Here is an 18,544-nt window from a genome sequence, read left to right as displayed (position 1 = left end):
CGAGCAATAATCTACGTCGCGGACCGCCGGGACCACCGCCTGCCGAACCGGTGCGCTCAGAAGTAGCTTGTGATCCGCAGGTCCCGGAAGACGAACTCGTTGGCCTGGATCGGCATGTAGCGCGTCGGGTCGGCCGGGTCCTCCTGGCGCCACCGCTTCCCGGAACACCGCAGGTGCACGGTCTCGTTCATCGAGTCGTTGCGTACCGTCCCGACGCACACCCAGTCGTGGGCATCGACGTCGTTGCGGGTGTACGCGGCGAAGTAGGCGCCGCGTCGCTCCAGCCGCAGCCGGGCCGCGAGCACCCGGCCGTCGCCGACTGGCGGCCCGTACTGGTTGGTGTCGTACAGCGTGCCCAGGTTCCAGTTGATCCGGTAGCCGTCGTCCTCGTCGTGTTCGGCGCCGACGAACGGCGGTGCGCCGTGGGGGTCGTAGAAGGCGTCCTTGTCGCGGAAGGAGCGCGGGAACCGCGGGGTGCCGTCGTCGTTGTACGGCGGGTGGTGTGTGCCGGGGTCGGCGTTGACCGCCGCCATCTCGCACATGGTGGCCTGGGCCGCCACCGCTGACTCGACCCGCACCTCGGCGGCGAAGTCGCCGCGCAGACCGTGGGTCACGCCGAAGCCGCCGCCGCTGTAGAACGGCCAGTCGCCGAGGGCGTCCCAGGTGCGTTCCTCCAGCTCGGCGAGGCGGCGCTCGCCCGGGTCGGCGGGCAGGGGCGGCTGGGGGTCGCCCAGGTACGAGGTGATGCGGATGTGGATGCCGTCGTCCTGGAAGACGTGGCAATAGGCATTGGCCTTGGCGTAGCCGAGCGCGAAGCGGCGGGTGTCGACCTGGGTGCCGGCGAACGTCTCGTCGAGCCGGCAGGTGCCGGGGCGGAGGGCTTCGGCGGTGTCGAAGGTGGACTCGGTACCGACGGCCCACGTGTACGGCTGCGCGGCGGCGATCGCGTGGTCGTCGAGGCCCCGGTCGGCCCGGGGCAGGACGAGCACACCGAGCCGCACACCGTCCGAGCGTTTGGCCTCGCCGACTCGAACGGCGAGGCCGGTGGGCCGGCCGTCGGGGCCGATCAGATCGTCGATGCCGGCCAGGACCAGGTCGAGAGCGCCGTCCTTGAGGGCTGTGTCGAGCAGGCCCGGGTCGGGTCCGGCACCGGGGCCGTCCACCGCGGGTCCGGTCAGCGCGGTGCCCACGTCGAGGTCGAGCCTGCGCGCGTGGCGCAGCAGTTCCGGGTCGGAGGCGGCGACGACGAGGCGTGCCGTGGCGGCGCGGCGCGTGAAGATCCCCATGACGGCGGCGACCGTGTCCGTGCCGCCGGTGCTCACCCGCACCACATAGGTGATGTCGTCGGGCAGCGCGTCGAGGAGGTCGTCGAGCGTTTCGACGCGCACGGGCGCGTGGCCCTCGGGCCGGTAGCGAAACTCCGGGGAGCCACGCGGCTTGAACGTGGTGCTCAGGTCGAGCGCGCGCAGCATGGTGAGGGTGAGTTCGCCGACGGAGGCCGTCGAGCCGGCCTGGCGGGGCAGCCCACGATCGGAGCCGGGCACGACGTGTCCGTCGGCGGTCACGGCGACGTCGAAGACGAGAACGTCGGCGCCTTGGACGTAGGCGGACGTCAGCGCGGTGCGGGTGTGGGGCGGGGCGTGCAGGGCGTTGCCGCCGATTGCCGCGATCCTCATGGCGTCGTCAACTCCTCTTCGCTGATCGGGCCGGCGGCGCACACCGCGTAACCCTGCGCGGGGAAGGGCGTGTTCTGCGCGAACACCTTGATCGTGTAGGTGCCGGGCGCCGGGTCGCCGATCCGGACGGCCTCGACCGTGTTGGCGCGGTCCAGCGGGAGACCGGTGAGTTGCGCCACGGCGCTTCGGTCGAAGCCGGGCACCTTGTTGTAGGTGTGCTCTTCGTTGCCGACGTGAATGGTGCCGTCGGGTGTGGTCACCGCGAGGTCGAGGTTGTTCTGCACGGCGCTGCCGGGGCGGTCGGTCCAGGCCAGGACGACGCGCAGGTCGTCGGTGTGGTGGCCGTCCGGCACGGTGAGGCGGTAGGTGCGACTGCCGTGCCGGGTGCCCTCCGGGTCGGCGAACGCTTCGAGCGCGTCGGGATCGGTGTCGGACAGGTCGGCCCATACGAGCCGGCGGTCCGCCGGCGCGTCAGGGGTGGGCAGGACAGTGGTCAGGTCCAGCCGCCCGAAGCCCTGGTCGAAGTCGGGGTAGCCGAGATCCTGTGCGGTGTGCGGCGTGCGCAGCGAGGGCAGCCGGCGGGTCGCGGCGACGAGGACGGCTTTCATGAGCGCGGCGGACGGCGCCGCGAGCCGGTGGACCTCGCGCAGGTGCTGCCGGAGGACGGCGGCGGCGCCGGCGACGACGGGAGCGGCCATGCTGGTGCCGCCGATGTACATGTAGTGCCCGTCGTGGTCGGGGCACTCGCGCCAGGGCAGCCGCGGGTCCATCTGTGCGCTGCCGCTGCGGGCCGAGAGCACGAAGGTCCCCGGGGCGAGCAGGTGCGGTACGACGCTGCCGTAGTCGCTGGGCCCCCGGCTGCTGATGGCGGCGGGCAGGTCGGCGTTGCCGCACACGTGCTCGTCGCCGGCCGGCGGCAGCGGGAACTGGGGCTGGCGGAAGCGGTCCCAGGTCAGATCGGCGAGGCCGTCGTTGTCGCGGTCGGTGTCGCACGCGCCGACGGTGACCGCGTTCTTGGCGGTGGCGGGGCTGCCGCAGGTGTTGAACTCGTGGGATCCCTTGGGGGCGACGCCGCCGTTTCCGGCCGCGACGATCACGAGCACGTCGGGGTGCTCGGCCACGAACTGGTCCACGGCGAGCGAGTACTGGTCGTATATGCCCGACAGCGGGTTGCCCCAGCTGAGGTTGATGATGCGCGCTCCCGCGTCGACGGCGCGGGTGAGCATCGGGCCCAGGCTGGGGCCGGTGTGGAGTCGGTTGTCCTCGTCGAAGACGCGGAAGACGGCCAGCCGGGCGCCGGGGGCGACACCGGTGATCAGGCCGGCGCTCGCCGCGCCGGAGCCGGCGACGATGCCGGCCACGTGGGTGCCGTGGCCGCAGACGTCGAACGCCTCGCCGCCGACCAGGGATTCGTTCACGACGATGCGGTCGACGAGGTCGGGGTGGGTGCCGTCGACGCCGCTGTCGAACACGCCGACGATCTCGCCCGCCCCGGTCCAGGGCAGCTGGGCCGCCGGCGCGGCATCGTCGGCTCGCGGTCCGATGCGGTCCACGCCGACGAGCCGACGGGCATGGTCGGCGTAGAGCAGTGGTGGCGCATAGGGGGCGACCCGACGGGTTTCGTCCCGGGCGGCGACCACGGCGAGCAGATCGCGCCGCCGGTCCCCGGTCAGGTCGGTGCGAAAGCGCAGCATGACATCGACGGCGGCGAGCACTTCGACGCCGGGCATGGCCTCGAGAACGGGCCGGAGCGTGGCGAGGTCGAGGGGGTCGTGCACGAGGACGTCGAAGGTGTCGAGGTAGGGGTCCGGTGCGACGACGCCCTCGTCGGCGAGCAGTTGCGGACCGGCGGCCCGGCGGGCGTCCCGCTCGAGCGCGTCGTCGAGCGCGGGCGTGACCGTGTCGGCGAGGCCCCAGGGGCGCACCGCGATCACCCACGGCAGGTCGGCGACCAGGTCGCGTTGGCCGGGAGTGAGACGGAGGCGGTAGGTTCCGGGCGGCTGGAATGCGACGACGCGGGCACCGATCTCGGCGAGGGCGGCACGGCGGGCCCGGTCCAGCGGTCCGCGCAGCCGTACCAGGTAGGTCTTGTGGTCCGTCCCACCCGGCGGGACGGGAAGGGGCACTGCGGTCTCCGTATGGGCCGCGTCCTGTCGGCCCGCGTCCTCGGCGCGTTCGGTGAGGTCGGCCACGAACTCCGGGGCGGGCACGACTCGGTCGGTGGTGCCGGCCGCGCCGGCACCGAGCGGAGGCAGCATGCTCTGCGGGCCGTCACTGCCGGGTGGCGTGTCCGTCGCGGCGGTCTCGGTCCGGGCCGCGTGTTCGGCTGTGAGATCGGCACGGACGTCGACGAGGTAGCCGGCCGTGCGAAGCCGGGTGATCCGCTCCCCCGAGGTCTCGGCGAGGACGACCCCCTGGTAGCGGTGCGTCCGGTCCTCGAGGATCGCCTCGATGCACTCGGCCTCCGGTCCGGTGTCGAAGTAGACGGCGATGCGGTACTGCCTGTCGAGTGCTCCCTCGGGGTCGACGCTGCCGGACATCGTGGTCTCGCTTTCGGAGGGTGGTGGCGCTGGTGGGCGTTTCGGCGTCAGTCCTCCCGGTCGTCGGTGTGTGCCCAGACCTCGGCGACGGGTGCGGCCCGTTCGGTGATGCCGTCGAGCAGCCGCAGCTGGGTGCGCTTCTCCGCGCCGACGGGCGTCGATCCGTCGGCGAGCAGGGCGGGACCACCGCCCGGGAGCGGCATGAGCACGTCGGCGTACGGGCACGGGCCGATGTCGAGCAGCGGGCAGAAGGAGCACGAGCCGCGGGGGCGCGTCAGGTGCCCGATGCGTTCGTCGTGACCCAGCCGGCCGGAGCGTGCCTCGTGCAGGAGTTGCTGGACGAGCAGCGGCCGTGCCTGCGCGTAGTCGTCGGGGTGCCCGGTGGGATGCGGGGCGAACAGCACCCGGGCGTCGAGTTCCTCGCCGTCGTCGAGGGTGCCGTAGGTGAGCCGGATCTCGGTCGCCATCAGCTGCGCCATGGGGGTGTCGGGGGCAGGTACGGGTGCCAGGCGATCGCCGAGTTCACCGGCGAACGCGTTGGCGGTGCTCTGTCCGAGCACGAGGATCACGGCAGGCAGCGACTGGAACAGCTGGCGCAGCAGGTGGCGGCGGGTCCGGAAGCACTCACCGACGATCCCGGCGCGCTGGTCGTCGGTCATCGGCGGAAGGGCGGGGTCGTGCGGATCGGTTCGGGTGGTCCACTTGGCCGAGGCGCAGGCGACCATGTTGCCGTACGACAGGTCCTCGCCGACGGCGAGCGTACCCCGGTCGAGGCCCAGTTCCGCGCCGAGGGTGTCCAGTAGTTGCTGGTAGACGAGGTACATGCGCTGCGGCTGCTCGCGGACCGCGATCGCGCGGCGGCCCAGCGCGTCCTCGGGAACGGTGAGCGGGACCCCGGCCAGGGGGTCGTCGTCGGGTCCGCCGCCGAAGGCGCGATAGTCGTCGTCGGGCAGCTCGGGCTTGAACACCCCTCGGTGCCGAAAGTAGTGCGCGTACTGGCGCACGGAGTCGAAGTCGGGGGTGAGCGAGCCGTGGCTGTCGGGCCACCAGCCCGGGAGGTTGGGGTTGATGCCGACGGCGAGGATCGGGGCCTTGCGGCAACCGGACAACGGCTCCGGCAGCGGGGTCATCCGGCCGGTGTAGTGCGAGGGCCGCACGATCGAGGCATCCGGCGGCGGTCCGTCGGCGTCGTAGTCGTAGGCGTGGTAGGTGCCCCACGAGCGGAAGTAGGCGCACGGATGGGGTCCGGATCCGGCGTACTGCGAGGTGCGCAACGCATTGCACGGCATGAGCTCGAACAGCAGCTCGACCTCGGTGGGGAGCCGGGTGACGGCCGGCGGGTCAGGCATCGACGATGCCCTCCTCGGAGAGTCCCGCGAGCAGACCCCACGTGGCGAGCGCACCGCAGACGCTGGTCCAGTAGCCGTACGACTCGTAGTAGGACACCGCCCACATGGTCTGCTGGTTGAGGCGGAAGTCGTGAGTGGGGAGTTCGCCGTTGATCTGGGGGTCGGACATGTTGCGGACCACCACCCAGTCGGGCACGTGATCCGCGCCCGCGGCGGTGAGGTCGGCAATGGCCAGACCCAGTGCCGCGTCGCCCATCTCGACGGCCGCTCCCTCGTGTTCCAGGCCGTTCGTGGACGTGCCGTACTCGAAGTAGTCGGTGGTCAGGATCGGGTGGAACTCGGGCATGTCCTGCGCGCCCTGCTCGACGCGGACGGTCGGGTCGTTGTCGGGCGCCTTGAGCAGCGGCCCGGCGAAGGGGAAGCGGGTGGACGGCGGGCCGATCGGTGGTTCGGTGAGCCGGTCGGCGAAACCGCGCATCAGCTTCTGCGCGTCCTCGATCCGGCCGAGCGCGAGGGTCCAGTCGCTTTTGAACGTCTGGCCGTTGAAGTCCTCGTTGCGGAACTCCTTTTTGCAGCGGAACTTCGCCGCGCGCGTGACCACCACGTCGCCCAGGGGGAAGTCGCCGAAGACGCTGCCCGAGGTGCCTATGGTGGCGATCACTCGCGGCCGGGCCTCCTCGATGATCTGCTCGAAGAAGTCCCGGACGGGCAGGGTGGCGGTGCCTTCGCCGGTCTTGATGCCGTCCTGGTTGAGGTGGAGTTCGGACTTCACGCACAGCACGTCCAGGTCGCCGAGCTTGACGGGGAAGTAGGAGCCCAGGCGTGGCGGGCGGGCGGCGAGCGAGGGCGCTCCGGCTCTGATCAGCGGCCGGTAGTGCTCCTCGAAGCGGTGGGTGTACCGGTACCAGCGCAGCCGCCCGAAGCCTGGGGTGAACACGTCGGCGAGGGCGTTCTGTTCGTCGACGGTCCAGGTGACCACGACGACGTCGGCGTGAGGCAGCGCGGCGTCGGGGGACGGTTCGACGTCGAAGGGCTGTGGGACGGGTGCGAGCCCGTCGGGGAAGACGATCCCGAGGTCGGCGGCGAGGACCGGGCCTTCCGGTGCCATGGCCAGGTCGGGCGACAGTTCGAGGTCGGCCGGGGTGATTCCGGCGGACAGCAGGGCGCGGGCGATGTCGACCCGCTCGTCGAGGGTGTCCATGGTGCTGCCTTTCGCGTCGTTCCCGTTCGGTCCGGTGTCGGTGTGCCGGTACCTCGTCGAGGGCGTGCGCCTCAGTCGGGGTCCGGGAGTTGCTCGCACACCCGGTAGGCGTTGGCGAGAAGCGTCAGGGTGGGGTTCGAGGCGCCGGCGGTCGGCATGAACGCGCAGTCGAGGACATAGAGTCCGGAGACGGTGTGCGACTGGCAGTTCTCGTCGAGCACCGAGGCGTCGGGATCGGTGCCGGCGCGCAGCGTGCCCTGTACATGTCCGTAGCCGGGGTTCTCCGCGCCGGGAACGTCGTAGCCGCGCAGCTCGCCGCCGGCGTCCTCCATCACCCGAACCACGCGATCGATGGCGTAGCGAGCCGCGGCCAGGTCGTAGGCGTGGTGCCGGTACCAGATTCGGGCCGCGGGCATGCCCCACGGGTCGGTGACGTCGGGGTCGAGTTCGACCCGGTTGTCGTACAGGGAGAGCGCCTCGCCGGTGAAGGAGAAGTAGACGCCGCCCTGGTGACGCAGTTCGTCGAGGTAGGTGTACAGGTCCTCGCCCCACAGGCCGCCGCGGCCGGGTCCGAGCGCGGCGCCCTTGACGAGCCGGACCGGCGGCACGCACGTGTAGGGGTCGTACACGGAGAACTTGCCGGCTTTGGTGACCGGGGTGGCGGGGTCGTCGACCACGTACAGGTCGCGCAGTTGCAGGGAGCCGATCGCGGTGGCGGGCTGCTGGGCGCCGCCGCCGGTCCACACGGGCTGGAGCGGCAGGGTGACTTCGGCGTTTCCGTGGGTGTGATAGGTCAGATAGTGGCCGACCATTCGGTTGGGATCGGGCACCTCCGACACGAGGAACAACCGCGCCGACTCGATGGTCTGGATGGACACCAGCACCTGGGAAGCCCCCAGGAACCGCTCGGGTCCGCCGGGCTCGGTGCGATACATCACGCCGCGCACCCGCCCGTCCTCGTGCACGAGCCGGGTCACGCAGTGTCCGGTCAGCAGGTCGCACCGGCCGGTGGCCAGGGCGCGCTGGAGAACCGTGTTCAGCGCCGAGGCCCGCGAGTTGAGACCGCAGCCGAAGAACTGGTTGAAGCCGCAGAACGAGCAGGCCGGACGGCCGTCGTTCACCCGGGAGTTGATTGCCCGGGGGCCGAGGTAGGGCCGCATTCCGGCGCGGCCGAACGCCTCGGTCAGGAACGGCACGGCCGCGTGCGGGCGCAGCGGCGGCATGGCGTAGTCGTAGCCGAGCCGCATCGGTTCCTGAGCCGGCGACTGTCGGGCCCGCCCGGAGACGCCCCATTCGTACTCGGCCCGCTCGAACCACGGCTCGAACTCGCGGTAGGTCCACGGCCAGTTCACCATGTCCGCTTCGGGCGGCACGTCGTGCAGGTGGTCGAGGACGCGGAAGTCCTCCTCGGTGTAGCGGGGCACGTTGGCGTCCCACACGTTCGTCGCGCCGCCGACCATGTTGACGTTCCACCAGCGCTCGACCCGGGTGGGCTGGTCCTGACCGGGGCCGGCCATGTAGATGTTGGGGTCGGTGTCGCGGTGCGGGATCAGCGCCTTGTGCGTGTGGAAGTGGAGTTCGTCGTAGGGAAGGAAGTCGTCGGCGACCGGGAGCGGGCCCTTCTCCAGCACGGCGACGCGGCGTCCGCGCGCGGTGAGCACGCGGGCCGCGGTGCCGCCGCCCGCGCCGGCGCCCACGACGATCGCGTCATATCCGCCGGGTGCGGTGGTCGTGGCGGTCATGAGTCCTCCCCGGGCCGGTCGGCGGTCGCGGTGGTGGGGCGGGTGAAGGGTTCGGCCGGTGTGAGGTAGCCGTACCAGCGCCAGATCACCGCTTCGCGGTTGCCGCCCCAGCGCGGGTCGCCGAAGCAGCCCTCGATGCAGTGGGCCCGCAGCAGGGCGAACGCGGCCGGCTGGGCAAGGGCGGCCGTGGGCCAGTCGGGCAGGGTCCCCGCCGCCAGGTCGAGCAGCAGCGCGGTGGCCTCGGCGCGGTCGAGTTCGGCGACACCGCGTCCGCCGTGCGCCCGTTGCGCGGCGGTGTCGAGAGCAGCGAGCAGCACCGGGTAGGCCAGACGCCACGATGGAATCTCGGGATGCGTCTCGGGGCCCATGGCCAGGAGGCGGTCGATGTACTCGGCGGCGTCGGCGTCGGCCGCGCCGGGCCGTCGGGGTCCGCCGGGCAGGACCGCGTCGAAGAGCACCTCCACGGCGCGCCGCTGGTCCTTGTCGAAACAGCCGGTGCCGGGCGGTCGCAGGAGCCACATGGTCAGGCCTTTCCGGTGGTCCGGGTTGCCCCGTCCGCGCTGTCCGGGTCGTCCGTGCCGCGCGCGGGGTCGGCGGCGTCTGCGATGTGCGCGTTGTCGAGGGCCTCCTCCATCGCGCCGACGATTGCCGTGTAGGGCCCCATGTCCGGCGGGCCGGTGTGGCGGACGATGGAGAGCACGGTCGCGTCGTCCGCGTCGGTGAGGTAGCGGCCCAGTTCCGGATACAACTCGTCGTTCTCGCGTACCACGTGTGAGCGGAAGAGCAGTACGAAGCCCTCCGTGCAGCGGCGGAAGTCGGAGATCGCGTAGGACACGTCGCCGGGGTCGCCGTTCTGGATCCGTCGCCAGGCGACGCGGATCGCCTCCCAATAGGCACGGGCCTGGTCGTGCTGGTCGAACATCCAGCGGGCATGGTCGGGCGGCATGCCGCGTGCGACGGCCAGCGGCACGATCGCTTCCTCAGCCTTCAGGTGCGCCTGGTCCGCGAAGTCGGTGAGCGTGTACACGAGCATGCCCATCGCGGTGCGCACCCCCGGCGGGATGTCCTGTGCCCGGTGCACCGAGTCGAGCGCCTGCACGATGCGGCTGCCACACGCGAAGACGCGTTCGCCGAGCAGGTGCTCCTGTTCGAGGAACTCCTCGAAGGCACGGCCGCTGTCGCGGACCGATTCCCCCTGCCGGGTGATCACCGCGGGCTGGAACTCCTTGCCGGGCGGCGACGGCTTGAGCACGCCCCGCATGCCGGCCGCCTGGGCAGCGAGGACTTCGATGAGGTTCTCCCCGACGAACAGGCACCGCTCGATCGGTACGCGCATCTGATCGGCGGCGAAGTGGTAGATGGCGGGATCGGGCTTGTCCAGCTTGGCCTCGTGGTTGATCACGATGCCCTGCGGGTCCAGGATGTCCGCGAGGTGGACGACGGTGCCGTTGTGCTCGGTGACGACGGCCTCGGCAATCATCCGACGTCCTTGCTCGCCACTGACCTCCGCGGGCAGGTTGGTGATCACGCCGAGACGCAGCCCCACCAGATCCCGCATGGCGTCGAGCAGCTTCTCGGTGCTGGGCCGATACAGCGCGAGATGACCGGGCCGGTCGACGTCGCCGAGGGTGTCGCGCAGGTCGAAGAAGACCACGTCGCAGTCGACGGTGGTGGCGGGCATAGGACGCCCCTTCCATGGATGTGTACGAGCGGGACGGACGCGACGTCGTAGGGCGCGCCGGGCGGTCGTGCACCACCACCAGACCGATCGGCACAAGGATGTCCGGATGCCCTGAGGCCACGGCGCCTCGATGTCTCGTCGGTCCGGGACGGCCGGCGACCCGAATACCGCCTCGTCGAGCGCACCCGACACGCACCGCCATACGAGGCTCAGACGCGGTCTCCGGGAAGCGCCACCGGCCGGCCGGTGGCGGGGTCACGCACCGATGCGGGCGGGATCGGTTCTCGGACTCCCATCCGGGCCTCCTGCCCGCACACCCATCGACGGACAATCTGCTCAAATCATACCCAAATGGGTGACACCCGGCTATCGCTGCACGCCCAGCCGCCGTGGAGGCAGCAGGCCCTCGGTGAACCCGTGCATGGTGACTGCCTCGCGGCATTCCCCTGGTCGATGCGAACCCGGCGTGCACGACTCAGTGTTGAGTCAGCATGGCCGCCGGTTCGCAGCCAGAGTGCTCCGGGAGCCAGATGATCCCGTCGAGTTCGCGACAGCCGGCAGCCAGACGCCGACCACGCGATCAGACACGCTCACCACTCCCGAGACCGTATCGGGGCTCCGCCCAGGGATGCCGAGAAGCAGATGTACGGGGTGGACCCCGTAAGGCCGTGGGGAGACCCAGGACGAACCGGCCGCCGGAACCGAGGCCCCGTGGTCCGAGGTGGGTGCGTTTGCCGCCGCGGGCCAGGATGAGCAGGTCGGCACCTTCGGCGGCGACAACTACAGTATGCGGACGTCTGGCTGACATAGCTCGTGGGCGATGCGGATCATGCTCTCTGAGGCTGCGCCATCTTGAAGTGGCTGTTCAGCAGGGGTGGTGTGACCCCGTTTCGGGCTGCTCGTACTGGTCGCGGGCGGCAGTCTGGGGTACAGATCGTCCGACAGGGCGGTTCTGCCGATGAGTTCACCGTCCTCGAACGGTCTACCCAGCGACACGACCGTTCTCGGCAGGAGTGCCATGTCCACTATCCAGCCAGTGATCATCACTGCCGACCAGGACGTCCTGCTCGGCTTCTATACGAAATTGTTCGGCGCCGAGGAGATCTTCCGGGTACCGGCGGAAGGCCCGGCCTTCTACCTCGGCCTGCGTATCGGCGACACCGACCTCGGGCTGGTGGCCAAGGCGAACCCGGGGACCGGGGCGGCACCGCGGATCCTGCTCAGCATCGGTGTCGACGACGTCGACGAGACGCTCGGCCGGGTGGAGGCGCTGGGCGGCTCGGTCCGCGGTGCCCCCAACGACATGCCGTGGGGACAGCGCGTCGCCCACATCCAGGACCCCGACGGCAACCCGGTGAACCTCACTCAGCCGATCCCGGCCCGGTGACACTGTCCCGGAGGTATGCGCTGATCGTGGGCTGCCTGCGGTAGAGATCAACTGTCGGTAGTGGCTTCGATGTTCGTCAGGACGAGCAGCTCGCGAAACAGGTGGGTGGCGCGGGCGGGGTCAGCACGGAGCAACGCCGACTCACATCGAGCAGGCCGTGCGGGCGCCGTGACCGGCCCCTTGAAGGCGTCGTTTCGATGATGAACGGCCGCACGGCGGCAACACCACGTGAGGGGCGGGGCTTTCAGAGGTGTCGCAACACAACACTGCGGCTTCGGGTGCTTCACCTGTCGTATCAGCCCCGCCGCCCGGCTCTTCCCGCCCAGCCGCGGGCGAGGTGGTGCCTCGTTCCGCGGCACGCTGGGCCTGGCTGCTCAGCGACGGCGGTGAGCCGCGGAACTGGATACTGGTCCTGGCTCCGCTGCTGGGCTGGCACGCCGCCGGATGGGCCGGCATCGGATGGGGCGTGTTCGCGGCGGTGTTCACCGCGGTGCTGCCCACGTTGATCCTGGGGTTCGGTGAGCGCCGCCAGTACTGGGGCGACCGACATGTGCGGCGGCGGCAGGACCGTATCGTGGCTGCCCCCGGGGTGATGGCCTCGGTCATCACCGGCACCGCGCTGCTGTACGGGCTCAAAGCTCCCGCCGAGGTGACGGCCCTGGTTACGGCGATGCTCGCCGTCCTGCTCACCTTGCTGGTGATCACCTTCTTCTGGAAGGTGTCGGTTCACTCCGCCGTCGCTTCCGGCGCTCTTGCCATCCTCGGCTCGGTCTTCGGCCCCTGGATGCTCCTGCTGACTCCCTTGGTGGTGCTGATCGGCTGGTCCCGTATCCGGCTGCGTTGCCACACCGTTGGCCAGGTCACCGTCGGGGTGCTGATCGGCGCGACTGTCAGCGCACCTGTCTACACGCTCCTGAGGTAAGGGATATGAACCGGTTCCCGGATCCGAGCCCCGCCGATCTCGTCATGGTGAAGGCCGAACAGCTCGCGGAGCACCTGGACGCCAACTCGACGGTCGGGGTGGTGCTGCACCTGACTGGCGACGTGCCCGATCTGGCCGCTCTGCGCGAGCACGTGACCGCGCATCTTGCCGATCTTCCCTGTTTGACGCATGTCCTGACCGGCGACGGGCAGACGGCACGGTGGATGCCTGCCGCCCCGGACATGGCCCGGCACGTTCGTGATCGGCAGGTGGCCAGTGCGCCGGAGGCTCTTGAGGCGACCGTGCGGCTCCTCCTGCAGGAGCCCTGGACCGAGGGGGCCCCTGCCTGGCGCATGATCCTCCTGCACGGTCACACGCCCGACGGGTTCGCTCTGCTGTATCTCACCCATCATGCCGTCCAGGACGGCGCGAACGTCGTCACGGTCTTGGAGGCGCTGTTCGCGCCGCAACTCCTGCCGGAACAGTTCTCAGTGCTCACCCGGGGTATCTGCCCAATCCCCAGGCCCCGCCTGTGCCAAGTCCTGCGCAGCACCGTGACCCTGCTGCGCCAGGCGCGCCGGCACCGTCTGTGGCAATCCGCCTCGCATCCGCTGTCCAGCCGCCGTCACACGATGTGGACTCAAGCGCCCTCCGCCGGTCTGCGCACCGCGGCCCACGCCGCCGGAGCCAGCACCAACGACGTCTACCTCACCGCCGTGGCCCACGCGATCACCCAGTGGGCCGAAGACGCTTGGCCTCGCGCAGCCGGCATGTCGATTCCCGTCATGGTTCCCGTCAATCTGCGCACGCCCGATGAAGCCGGGGCGCCCGGCAACCGGCTGTTCCTGGCTCGGATCGACCTGCCCGGCGGGGCCATGCCTGTGGGCCGACGGCTGGCACGTGCGCAAGCAGTCACCATTCCCCTGAAGTCGGCCGGACACAAGGCGGTTCTCCGAGCTGCTCTCACTCGCCTTCCCCAGCCGCTGCTCCAGCGCTTCGTGGCCGCCAGCACCGTCCCGAGCCGACTCACCGTCTGCGCCTCCTATCTCGTGGTGCGCCGGCGTCTGCACTACGGCGAGGCGGCAGTGCGCCGCATCGACCCCATCATCTGCTGCCCGCCTGGCGTCCCCATGGCCATTGCGGCGGTCAGCTACGAGGGCACGACCAGTGCGTGCTTCCGTATCGACCAAGCCCTCCCCGGCGCCGACAGCTTTCCCGCACGCTGGCGCCAGGCCCTCGCGGACCTGGTGGCCACAGCCTCGCCGGTCCCAGGTCGCGATCCCGCACCCGCGGGGCGCACACCGGACGGGCGCGCCACGCCTGCCGTGCGTGCGCTGCTCACATGGCTCTCTCAACGCCCCACAGCGGCAGATACTCGAAGAAGGTGACCGCCTCCTCACGCCACCGTGACCGCCAGCCCGCGGCCACCGTGGAAGCCTGCTCGGCACAGCGCCGCATGTCCGCCTGCATCCGCACCGTCACACCACGGTTCTCACCGATCTCCCGGACGGCGGCGATGGTTTCCGGCGTGCAGGACGGGTCACCGAGCGCGGCCTGCACCACCGTACGCTCGGAGCCGTCGACGGCGGACAGCAGGGCACTGACGGTATAGCTCTGTTTCCCGTCACGGATGTCGGTGCCGGTCGGCTTGCCCATGGCGGCCGCGTCCCCGAACAGATCCAGGTAGTCATCACGCATCTGCCCGCAGATCCCCACCAGCCGTGCGTACTCGCGCAGGTCCTGCTCGAAGAGGTCCGGTTCCTCGCCGGCGGCCAGAAGTCCGAGTTGCATGGGCGCGAGGATCGAGTAGCGGGCGGACTTGTAGTCGGCCACGCAGTGCAGGATCTGCTCGTCGACGGTGGCGGTGAAATCGCGCTCCAGGTCGATGATCTGGCCCACAAAGGTGTCGGCCGCCGCCCGCGTCTGCACCTCGACCATGGCCTGCCGCACCGCGACCGGCAGCTTGGCATCCAGCAGTACCCGCAGGGACAGGGCGAACGCGAGGTCGCCTGCAAGTACGGTGAGACCGAGGGCGGTCTGCGGGTGGCCGGGGAACCGTTCACGGTAGGCGTAGTAAGTGGAAGGGCCGCTGCGGCGGGTGGGGCTGTCGTCGATGAGATCGTCGTGCACCAGGCCGTGGGTCTGCAGCAGCTCGACGCTCAGTGCCGCGGCGTCCAGTCCTTCGACCGGCTCGCCGGTCACCAGACGAGCTGCCTCATGCAGGAGAACGACCCGTATCCGCTTGCCGCCCCGCAAGGACAGTTCCCGCAGCAACTGCAGGCAGTCCGGAGTGAAACGGCTGAACGCCGGCGCATCGAGCCCGGCGCTCAACGTGTCGAAGTACTCCTCGAACAGCGTGTTGAACCGGCGCTCGTATCCAGCGACACGCTCGAGAACCTGCTGGGTCATGACGAGTTCTTCCTGCTCGGGTTGGGTGACACAGTTGTAGACGCGCGGCGGTGTGCGCTGGTGCCCGGGGCACGCGGTGCGATGTCAGGAGGTGTACTGGGTGGCGGTGACCGCCAGGCCGCGCAGAGCACGGTCCGCGGCTTGCGGGAAGCCGGCCCCGTCCAGGACCTGCAGCACTCGTTCGTAGCGGTCGGCGATCATCCGCTCGGTGTGCTCCCTTGCCCCGGTGTCCTGCAGGATCGTCCGTGCCTCGGCCGCTTCGTGCTCCCCCAGGTCGGCCCGGCCCACGAGGTGGCCAAGCCGCTCGCGCTGGACCCGGTCGGCGCGCTGCAGACCCAACGCGAGCAGAACGGTCCGCTTGCCTTCCCGCAGATCGCTCAGGCCCGGCGCGCACGCGCCGTCCGGGCTGCCGAAGACGTCCAACAGGTCATCCCTCAGTTGGAACGCCTCACCCAACGGCACGCCCAGCCGTGTGAAGACGTCCATCGTGGCCTCACCGGCCCCGGCTACAGCAGCCCCCAGTTGAAGAGGCCGCTCGATGGTCGCGGTGGCGGTCTTGCAGCGGATGATCCGCAAGGCTGCCTCGACATCGTCAGCGCCACAGCCGGTACCCATCACATCCAGATACTGGCCGTACATCACCTCTTCCAGCATCGCGTCGTTCAACCCGTGCACCAGCCGCTGCCGCCCCGGCTCCAACCGGGCGGTGTGCAGCAACTCCTGCGCCCACATCAACGCGAGGTTGCCCACCAGCAGCGCGCCGCCCGCCCCCAGCCGCTCGGCCCGCTCGTCCTCCCCCAGCCGGGCACGCATCACACGATGGACTGCGGGGCGGCCCCGGCGGCTGACCGAGTCGTCCATGATGTCGTCGTGGATGAGGGCAAAGGCCACGAACAGCTCCAACGACGCCGCCACACGCAACGCCGACGTCGCCTCCCCGTCTCCGCCTGCGGCATGCCAGCCCACCACGCACAGCAGTGCCCGGATCCGCTTCCCGCCTGCTGCCAAGAAGTCCCGCACGGTCTGCACCACCTCTGGCGGATACTCCCGGCCGACCGCCGCACGGGCCTTTTCGGCAAGGAAATCCTCAAGCGCCGCATCGACCTGGCGCTGCACCTCGCGCAAATCCATCGCTTGCGCGTCGACCACACCCGAAGTCACCGATTCACCACTCCCAACCGGGCAGGTTCAAGCCCCGTCGGGACGGAGGAAGGTGATCGTGGGGGTTGCGCCCGGCGTCAGGGCTCTTGCGACAACCTGGGCCGTTGGCCGGCCGCGTCACCCAGTTGGTCTCCATGATCCCTCCAACGACACAGACCGCTCAAGAACACGCGCCAAGGCATCCCCTGCTCACCGCGCAATCTGTACCTCTGTTCCGCTGTCGGCCACGAAGCGTGACTGGCGCACCTGGCCGACGGGCCTTCCAGAACACGCCCCACGATCATCATCCGGCAACCCTCCTGGGGAGAATCTGGGGAGTACGAGCCGCCGTGGGGAGCGCATCGCCGCAGGTCAGGGAATCTCGGTAGGCGACTCCAAGAAGATCTCTTCTCCCTTCGGCTTCGCGGATGGGTGTAGCTCCTCCGAGGGGAAGGGTTGGGCTGTCCGGTCCGATGCCCACCGATACCAGCAACTGCGGTAAGTGGCAGTGCAGGGCCTGTCCGGCCTCAACCATGAGCGGGCGGGTGCGTTCGAGAATCACCCGCACTCCGAAGGCGTCGCAGGAACACGGACCGCACGAGGCGCCAACGGCGTCGTGCGCGCCCAGGCATAACTGACCTCTCACGACAGGACGCTCTGGCCTGCACCTTCATTCGCAGCATGGAGTGGGCAGACGCCTCTGCGTGCAGGGCAGTGTTGGCCACCGGTGCCACTGAGTCCTTTCCAACATGGCTGGGGGGGTCGCTGGGGTTGGCCTGGCAGAACGACGAAGCTCCTGGTAGATGGGTTGTCGACCAAGATCAACCTTCGCTGCCAGGAGCTTCGCGTGCTTGTCCACCCGTCCGCACTGGACCTGTCCACTTCCGCACTGCGGCTGCCGCGGCGGGAGCTGACCGCTCGGCGGCGACGGATCGGCACCCGCTGGCGTCGACTCACTTGTGGCCGACAGGCGTTGATGACCCTGGCCCACCTGCGCTGCGGTCACACCTTCGCCCAAGTCGCGGCCGGGTCCGGCGTCGGCCTGGCCACCGCCCACCACTACGTCACCGAGGCCGTGGTCGTCCTGGCCGCCCTCGCCCCCACCCTCCAGCAGGCCATGGCGGTTGCCGCACGCAAGGCGTTCGTGATCCTGGACGGAACCCTGCTGCCCATCGACCGCATCGCGGCCGACCGCCCCTTCTACTCCGGCAAGCACCGCAAGCACGGCATGAACGTCCAAGTCCTCACCAACCCGCTCGGGAAGCTCATCTGCGCTTCGCCGGCCCCGGCGGGCCCGGTCCACGACATCAGGGCAGCCCGCTCCCACGGCCTGCTCGACGCCCTCAGCGCCGGCGGCATCCGGTGCTGGGCCGATAAGGCGTACCAGGGCTCCGGCCCCGCCGTCCGCGTCCCCTTCCGCGGCCGCTGGAACAAGCTCTCCGCCGGGAAGAAGGCCGTCAACCGCGCCCACACGAAGATCCGCGCACTCGGCGCACAGGCCATGGCCACCATCAAGTCCTGGCGCCTGCTGCGGAAGCTCCGCTGCGGCACCACCCGCACCACCGACCTCGTCAGGGCCGTCCTCACCCTGGAGCCGACCGCCTCAACCTGAGGAGGAAGCCTCACTGCCTCCTATACTCCTGGCGTGTCTGATACGTCGAACCTCTTCCATGTTTCGTCCGTGCTCAATCGGCGGTCGATCACACAGCATGGCCTGGATTGGACCCGGATGGGCGCCGCACCGGGAATCGCCGGCAGCCGCCGCCCTGAGGTGGAGGGGATCTTCGTCTGTCGGGGCGAGGAGACAGCGGAGTTCTTCCTTCAGATCAACAACACCGGTGGGCCGGTTGATCTCTGGTCCGTGGACGGCATCGATGAGGGGTTGCTCCTCGACAACGGCAATGGATTCGACTACCTGCCCGGCCGCATACCAGCCGCGCGAGTCCGCCTCGTGCGAGAGGACGTTCCTCCGCAGCTCGGTTTTTGACTTCGCGCGGCGGTACGGCTGGGGGCGAGGGGCTCGGCCAGTGGCAAGGTGGCGGCAACCGTGTCGACCAGGAGGCCGTTGAGGCGGGCCAGGCCGGCCGTGCCGAGAACGTGGCGGAGACAGTCGCGGATGATGTCGTGCAGGCTGATCCTGCCACCGTGCCGCCGATCGAGGCTGAGCAGGGACAGGCGTTCCAGGTCTCGGCACAGGGCGCGTGTCTGATCCTCGGTCAGCCCGCCGTGGCCTGCCACAGCAGGGCGACTACGGATGCAGGGACGGACTCCTCCTCGGCGAAGATGCCGAGTTCGATGAAAACCTCAATGTGAGCTCGAGCGCTGAGCTGGGGTCCAGCCTTATCCCATCCGGCTGGTGAACTGGTTCATGTCGAAATAGTCGCGCCAGGCGTTGATCTTGCCATCAGCGACCTCGAAGATCCCCATGACCGGCAGTTCGAACGATTTGCCGGGGAGCTTGAAGACGTCCACCCGCTCGGTCATCACGATCGGTCCG

15 protein-coding genes and 1 pseudogene are annotated in these 18,544 nt (G+C 70.0%); 5 read left to right on the top strand and 11 right to left on the bottom strand.

Features of this window, described 5'->3' with window-relative positions:
* Positions 1-56: 56 nt before the first annotated feature.
* The 8 genes and pseudogenes from KVT45_RS50290 to KVT45_RS57235 all read right to left on the bottom strand — a co-directional run.
* Entirely contained in the window at positions 57-1,676 is a 1,620-nt protein-coding gene (locus tag KVT45_RS50290; protein ID WP_217561002.1) for a glycerophosphodiester phosphodiesterase family protein, read from the bottom strand.
* The gene (locus KVT45_RS50285) at positions 1,673-4,216 is read right to left on the bottom strand and encodes a S8 family serine peptidase (RefSeq protein WP_217561000.1); all 2,544 of its coding nucleotides are present in this window, start codon (positions 4,214-4,216) and stop codon (positions 1,673-1,675) included. The genes KVT45_RS50290 and KVT45_RS50285 overlap by 4 nt, the downstream gene beginning before the upstream one ends.
* A gap of 47 nt (positions 4,217-4,263) precedes the next feature.
* A complete protein-coding gene (locus KVT45_RS50280; RefSeq protein WP_217560998.1) occupies positions 4,264-5,565 on the bottom strand; it encodes a hypothetical protein in 1,302 nt (433 codons plus the stop codon).
* Positions 5,558-6,766: a hypothetical protein gene (locus KVT45_RS50275; RefSeq protein ID WP_217560996.1), complete on the bottom strand. Its 1,209-nt coding sequence runs from the start codon at positions 6,764-6,766 to the stop codon at positions 5,558-5,560. Before KVT45_RS50275 ends, KVT45_RS50280 begins: the two co-directional genes overlap by 8 nt.
* Positions 6,767-6,837: 71 nt before the next feature.
* Positions 6,838-8,508 (bottom strand): GMC oxidoreductase, encoded by a 1,671-nt coding sequence (locus tag KVT45_RS50270; RefSeq protein WP_217560993.1) that lies wholly within the window; start codon positions 8,506-8,508, stop codon positions 6,838-6,840.
* Positions 8,505-9,029: a gluconate 2-dehydrogenase subunit 3 family protein gene (locus KVT45_RS50265; protein ID WP_217560991.1), complete on the bottom strand. Its 525-nt coding sequence runs from the start codon at positions 9,027-9,029 to the stop codon at positions 8,505-8,507. The genes KVT45_RS50270 and KVT45_RS50265 overlap by 4 nt, the downstream gene beginning before the upstream one ends.
* Positions 9,030-9,031: 2 nt before the next feature.
* Positions 9,032-10,189, bottom strand: coding sequence for an HAD family hydrolase (locus tag KVT45_RS50260; RefSeq protein WP_217560989.1), 1,158 nt, complete (start codon positions 10,187-10,189; stop codon positions 9,032-9,034).
* 679 nt (positions 10,190-10,868) lie between these two features.
* A pseudogene (locus KVT45_RS57235) lies at positions 10,869-10,973 on the bottom strand (universal stress protein); the annotation flags it as partial.
* A gap of 234 nt (positions 10,974-11,207) precedes the next feature.
* Between KVT45_RS57235 and KVT45_RS50255 the strand changes: the two are divergent.
* From KVT45_RS50255 to KVT45_RS50245, 3 genes are all read left to right on the top strand, one after another.
* A complete protein-coding gene (locus KVT45_RS50255; protein ID WP_217560987.1) occupies positions 11,208-11,576 on the top strand; it encodes a VOC family protein in 369 nt (122 codons plus the stop codon).
* 340 nt (positions 11,577-11,916) lie between these two features.
* Positions 11,917-12,498 (top strand): hypothetical protein, encoded by a 582-nt coding sequence (locus KVT45_RS50250; RefSeq protein ID WP_308311123.1) that lies wholly within the window; start codon positions 11,917-11,919, stop codon positions 12,496-12,498.
* A gap of 5 nt (positions 12,499-12,503) precedes the next feature.
* Positions 12,504-13,886, top strand: a complete 1,383-nt coding sequence (locus tag KVT45_RS50245; RefSeq protein WP_217560983.1) for a wax ester/triacylglycerol synthase family O-acyltransferase — start codon at positions 12,504-12,506, stop codon at positions 13,884-13,886.
* On the opposite strand, the gene KVT45_RS50240 is transcribed toward KVT45_RS50245, so the two are convergent.
* Together KVT45_RS50240 and KVT45_RS50235 are read right to left on the bottom strand one after the other, a co-directional pair.
* Positions 13,837-14,907 (bottom strand): polyprenyl synthetase family protein, encoded by a 1,071-nt coding sequence (locus tag KVT45_RS50240; RefSeq protein WP_217560981.1) that lies wholly within the window; start codon positions 14,905-14,907, stop codon positions 13,837-13,839. The two genes, KVT45_RS50245 and KVT45_RS50240, sit on opposite strands and share 50 nt — an antisense overlap.
* Positions 14,908-14,991: 84 nt before the next feature.
* Positions 14,992-16,056, bottom strand: a complete 1,065-nt coding sequence (locus tag KVT45_RS50235) for a polyprenyl synthetase family protein (RefSeq protein ID WP_308311122.1) — start codon at positions 16,054-16,056, stop codon at positions 14,992-14,994.
* A gap of 838 nt (positions 16,057-16,894) precedes the next feature.
* Here KVT45_RS50235 and KVT45_RS50230 point away from each other — a divergent pair.
* Complete coding sequence (locus tag KVT45_RS50230) at positions 16,895-17,659, top strand: transposase family protein (RefSeq protein ID WP_217560972.1); 765 nt, start codon at positions 16,895-16,897, stop codon at positions 17,657-17,659.
* Positions 17,660-17,692: 33 nt separating this feature from the next.
* A complete protein-coding gene (locus KVT45_RS50225) occupies positions 17,693-18,034 on the top strand; it encodes a hypothetical protein (protein ID WP_217560970.1) in 342 nt (113 codons plus the stop codon).
* 353 nt (positions 18,035-18,387) lie between these two features.
* Here the strand turns inward: KVT45_RS50225 and KVT45_RS50220 are convergent, their stop codons facing one another.
* A complete protein-coding gene (locus KVT45_RS50220; RefSeq protein ID WP_254648535.1) occupies positions 18,388-18,531 on the bottom strand; it encodes a limonene-1,2-epoxide hydrolase family protein in 144 nt (47 codons plus the stop codon).
* Between the last annotated feature and the right edge of the window lie 13 nt (positions 18,532-18,544).

It is taken from the genome of Streptomyces sp. GbtcB6 (assembly GCF_019091475.1).
GTDB lineage: Bacteria > Actinomycetota > Actinomycetes > Streptomycetales > Streptomycetaceae > Streptomyces > Streptomyces hyaluromycini.
The sequence above is the reverse complement of the archived record's forward strand: the minus strand, read 5'-3'. Positions and strand labels throughout refer to the sequence as shown.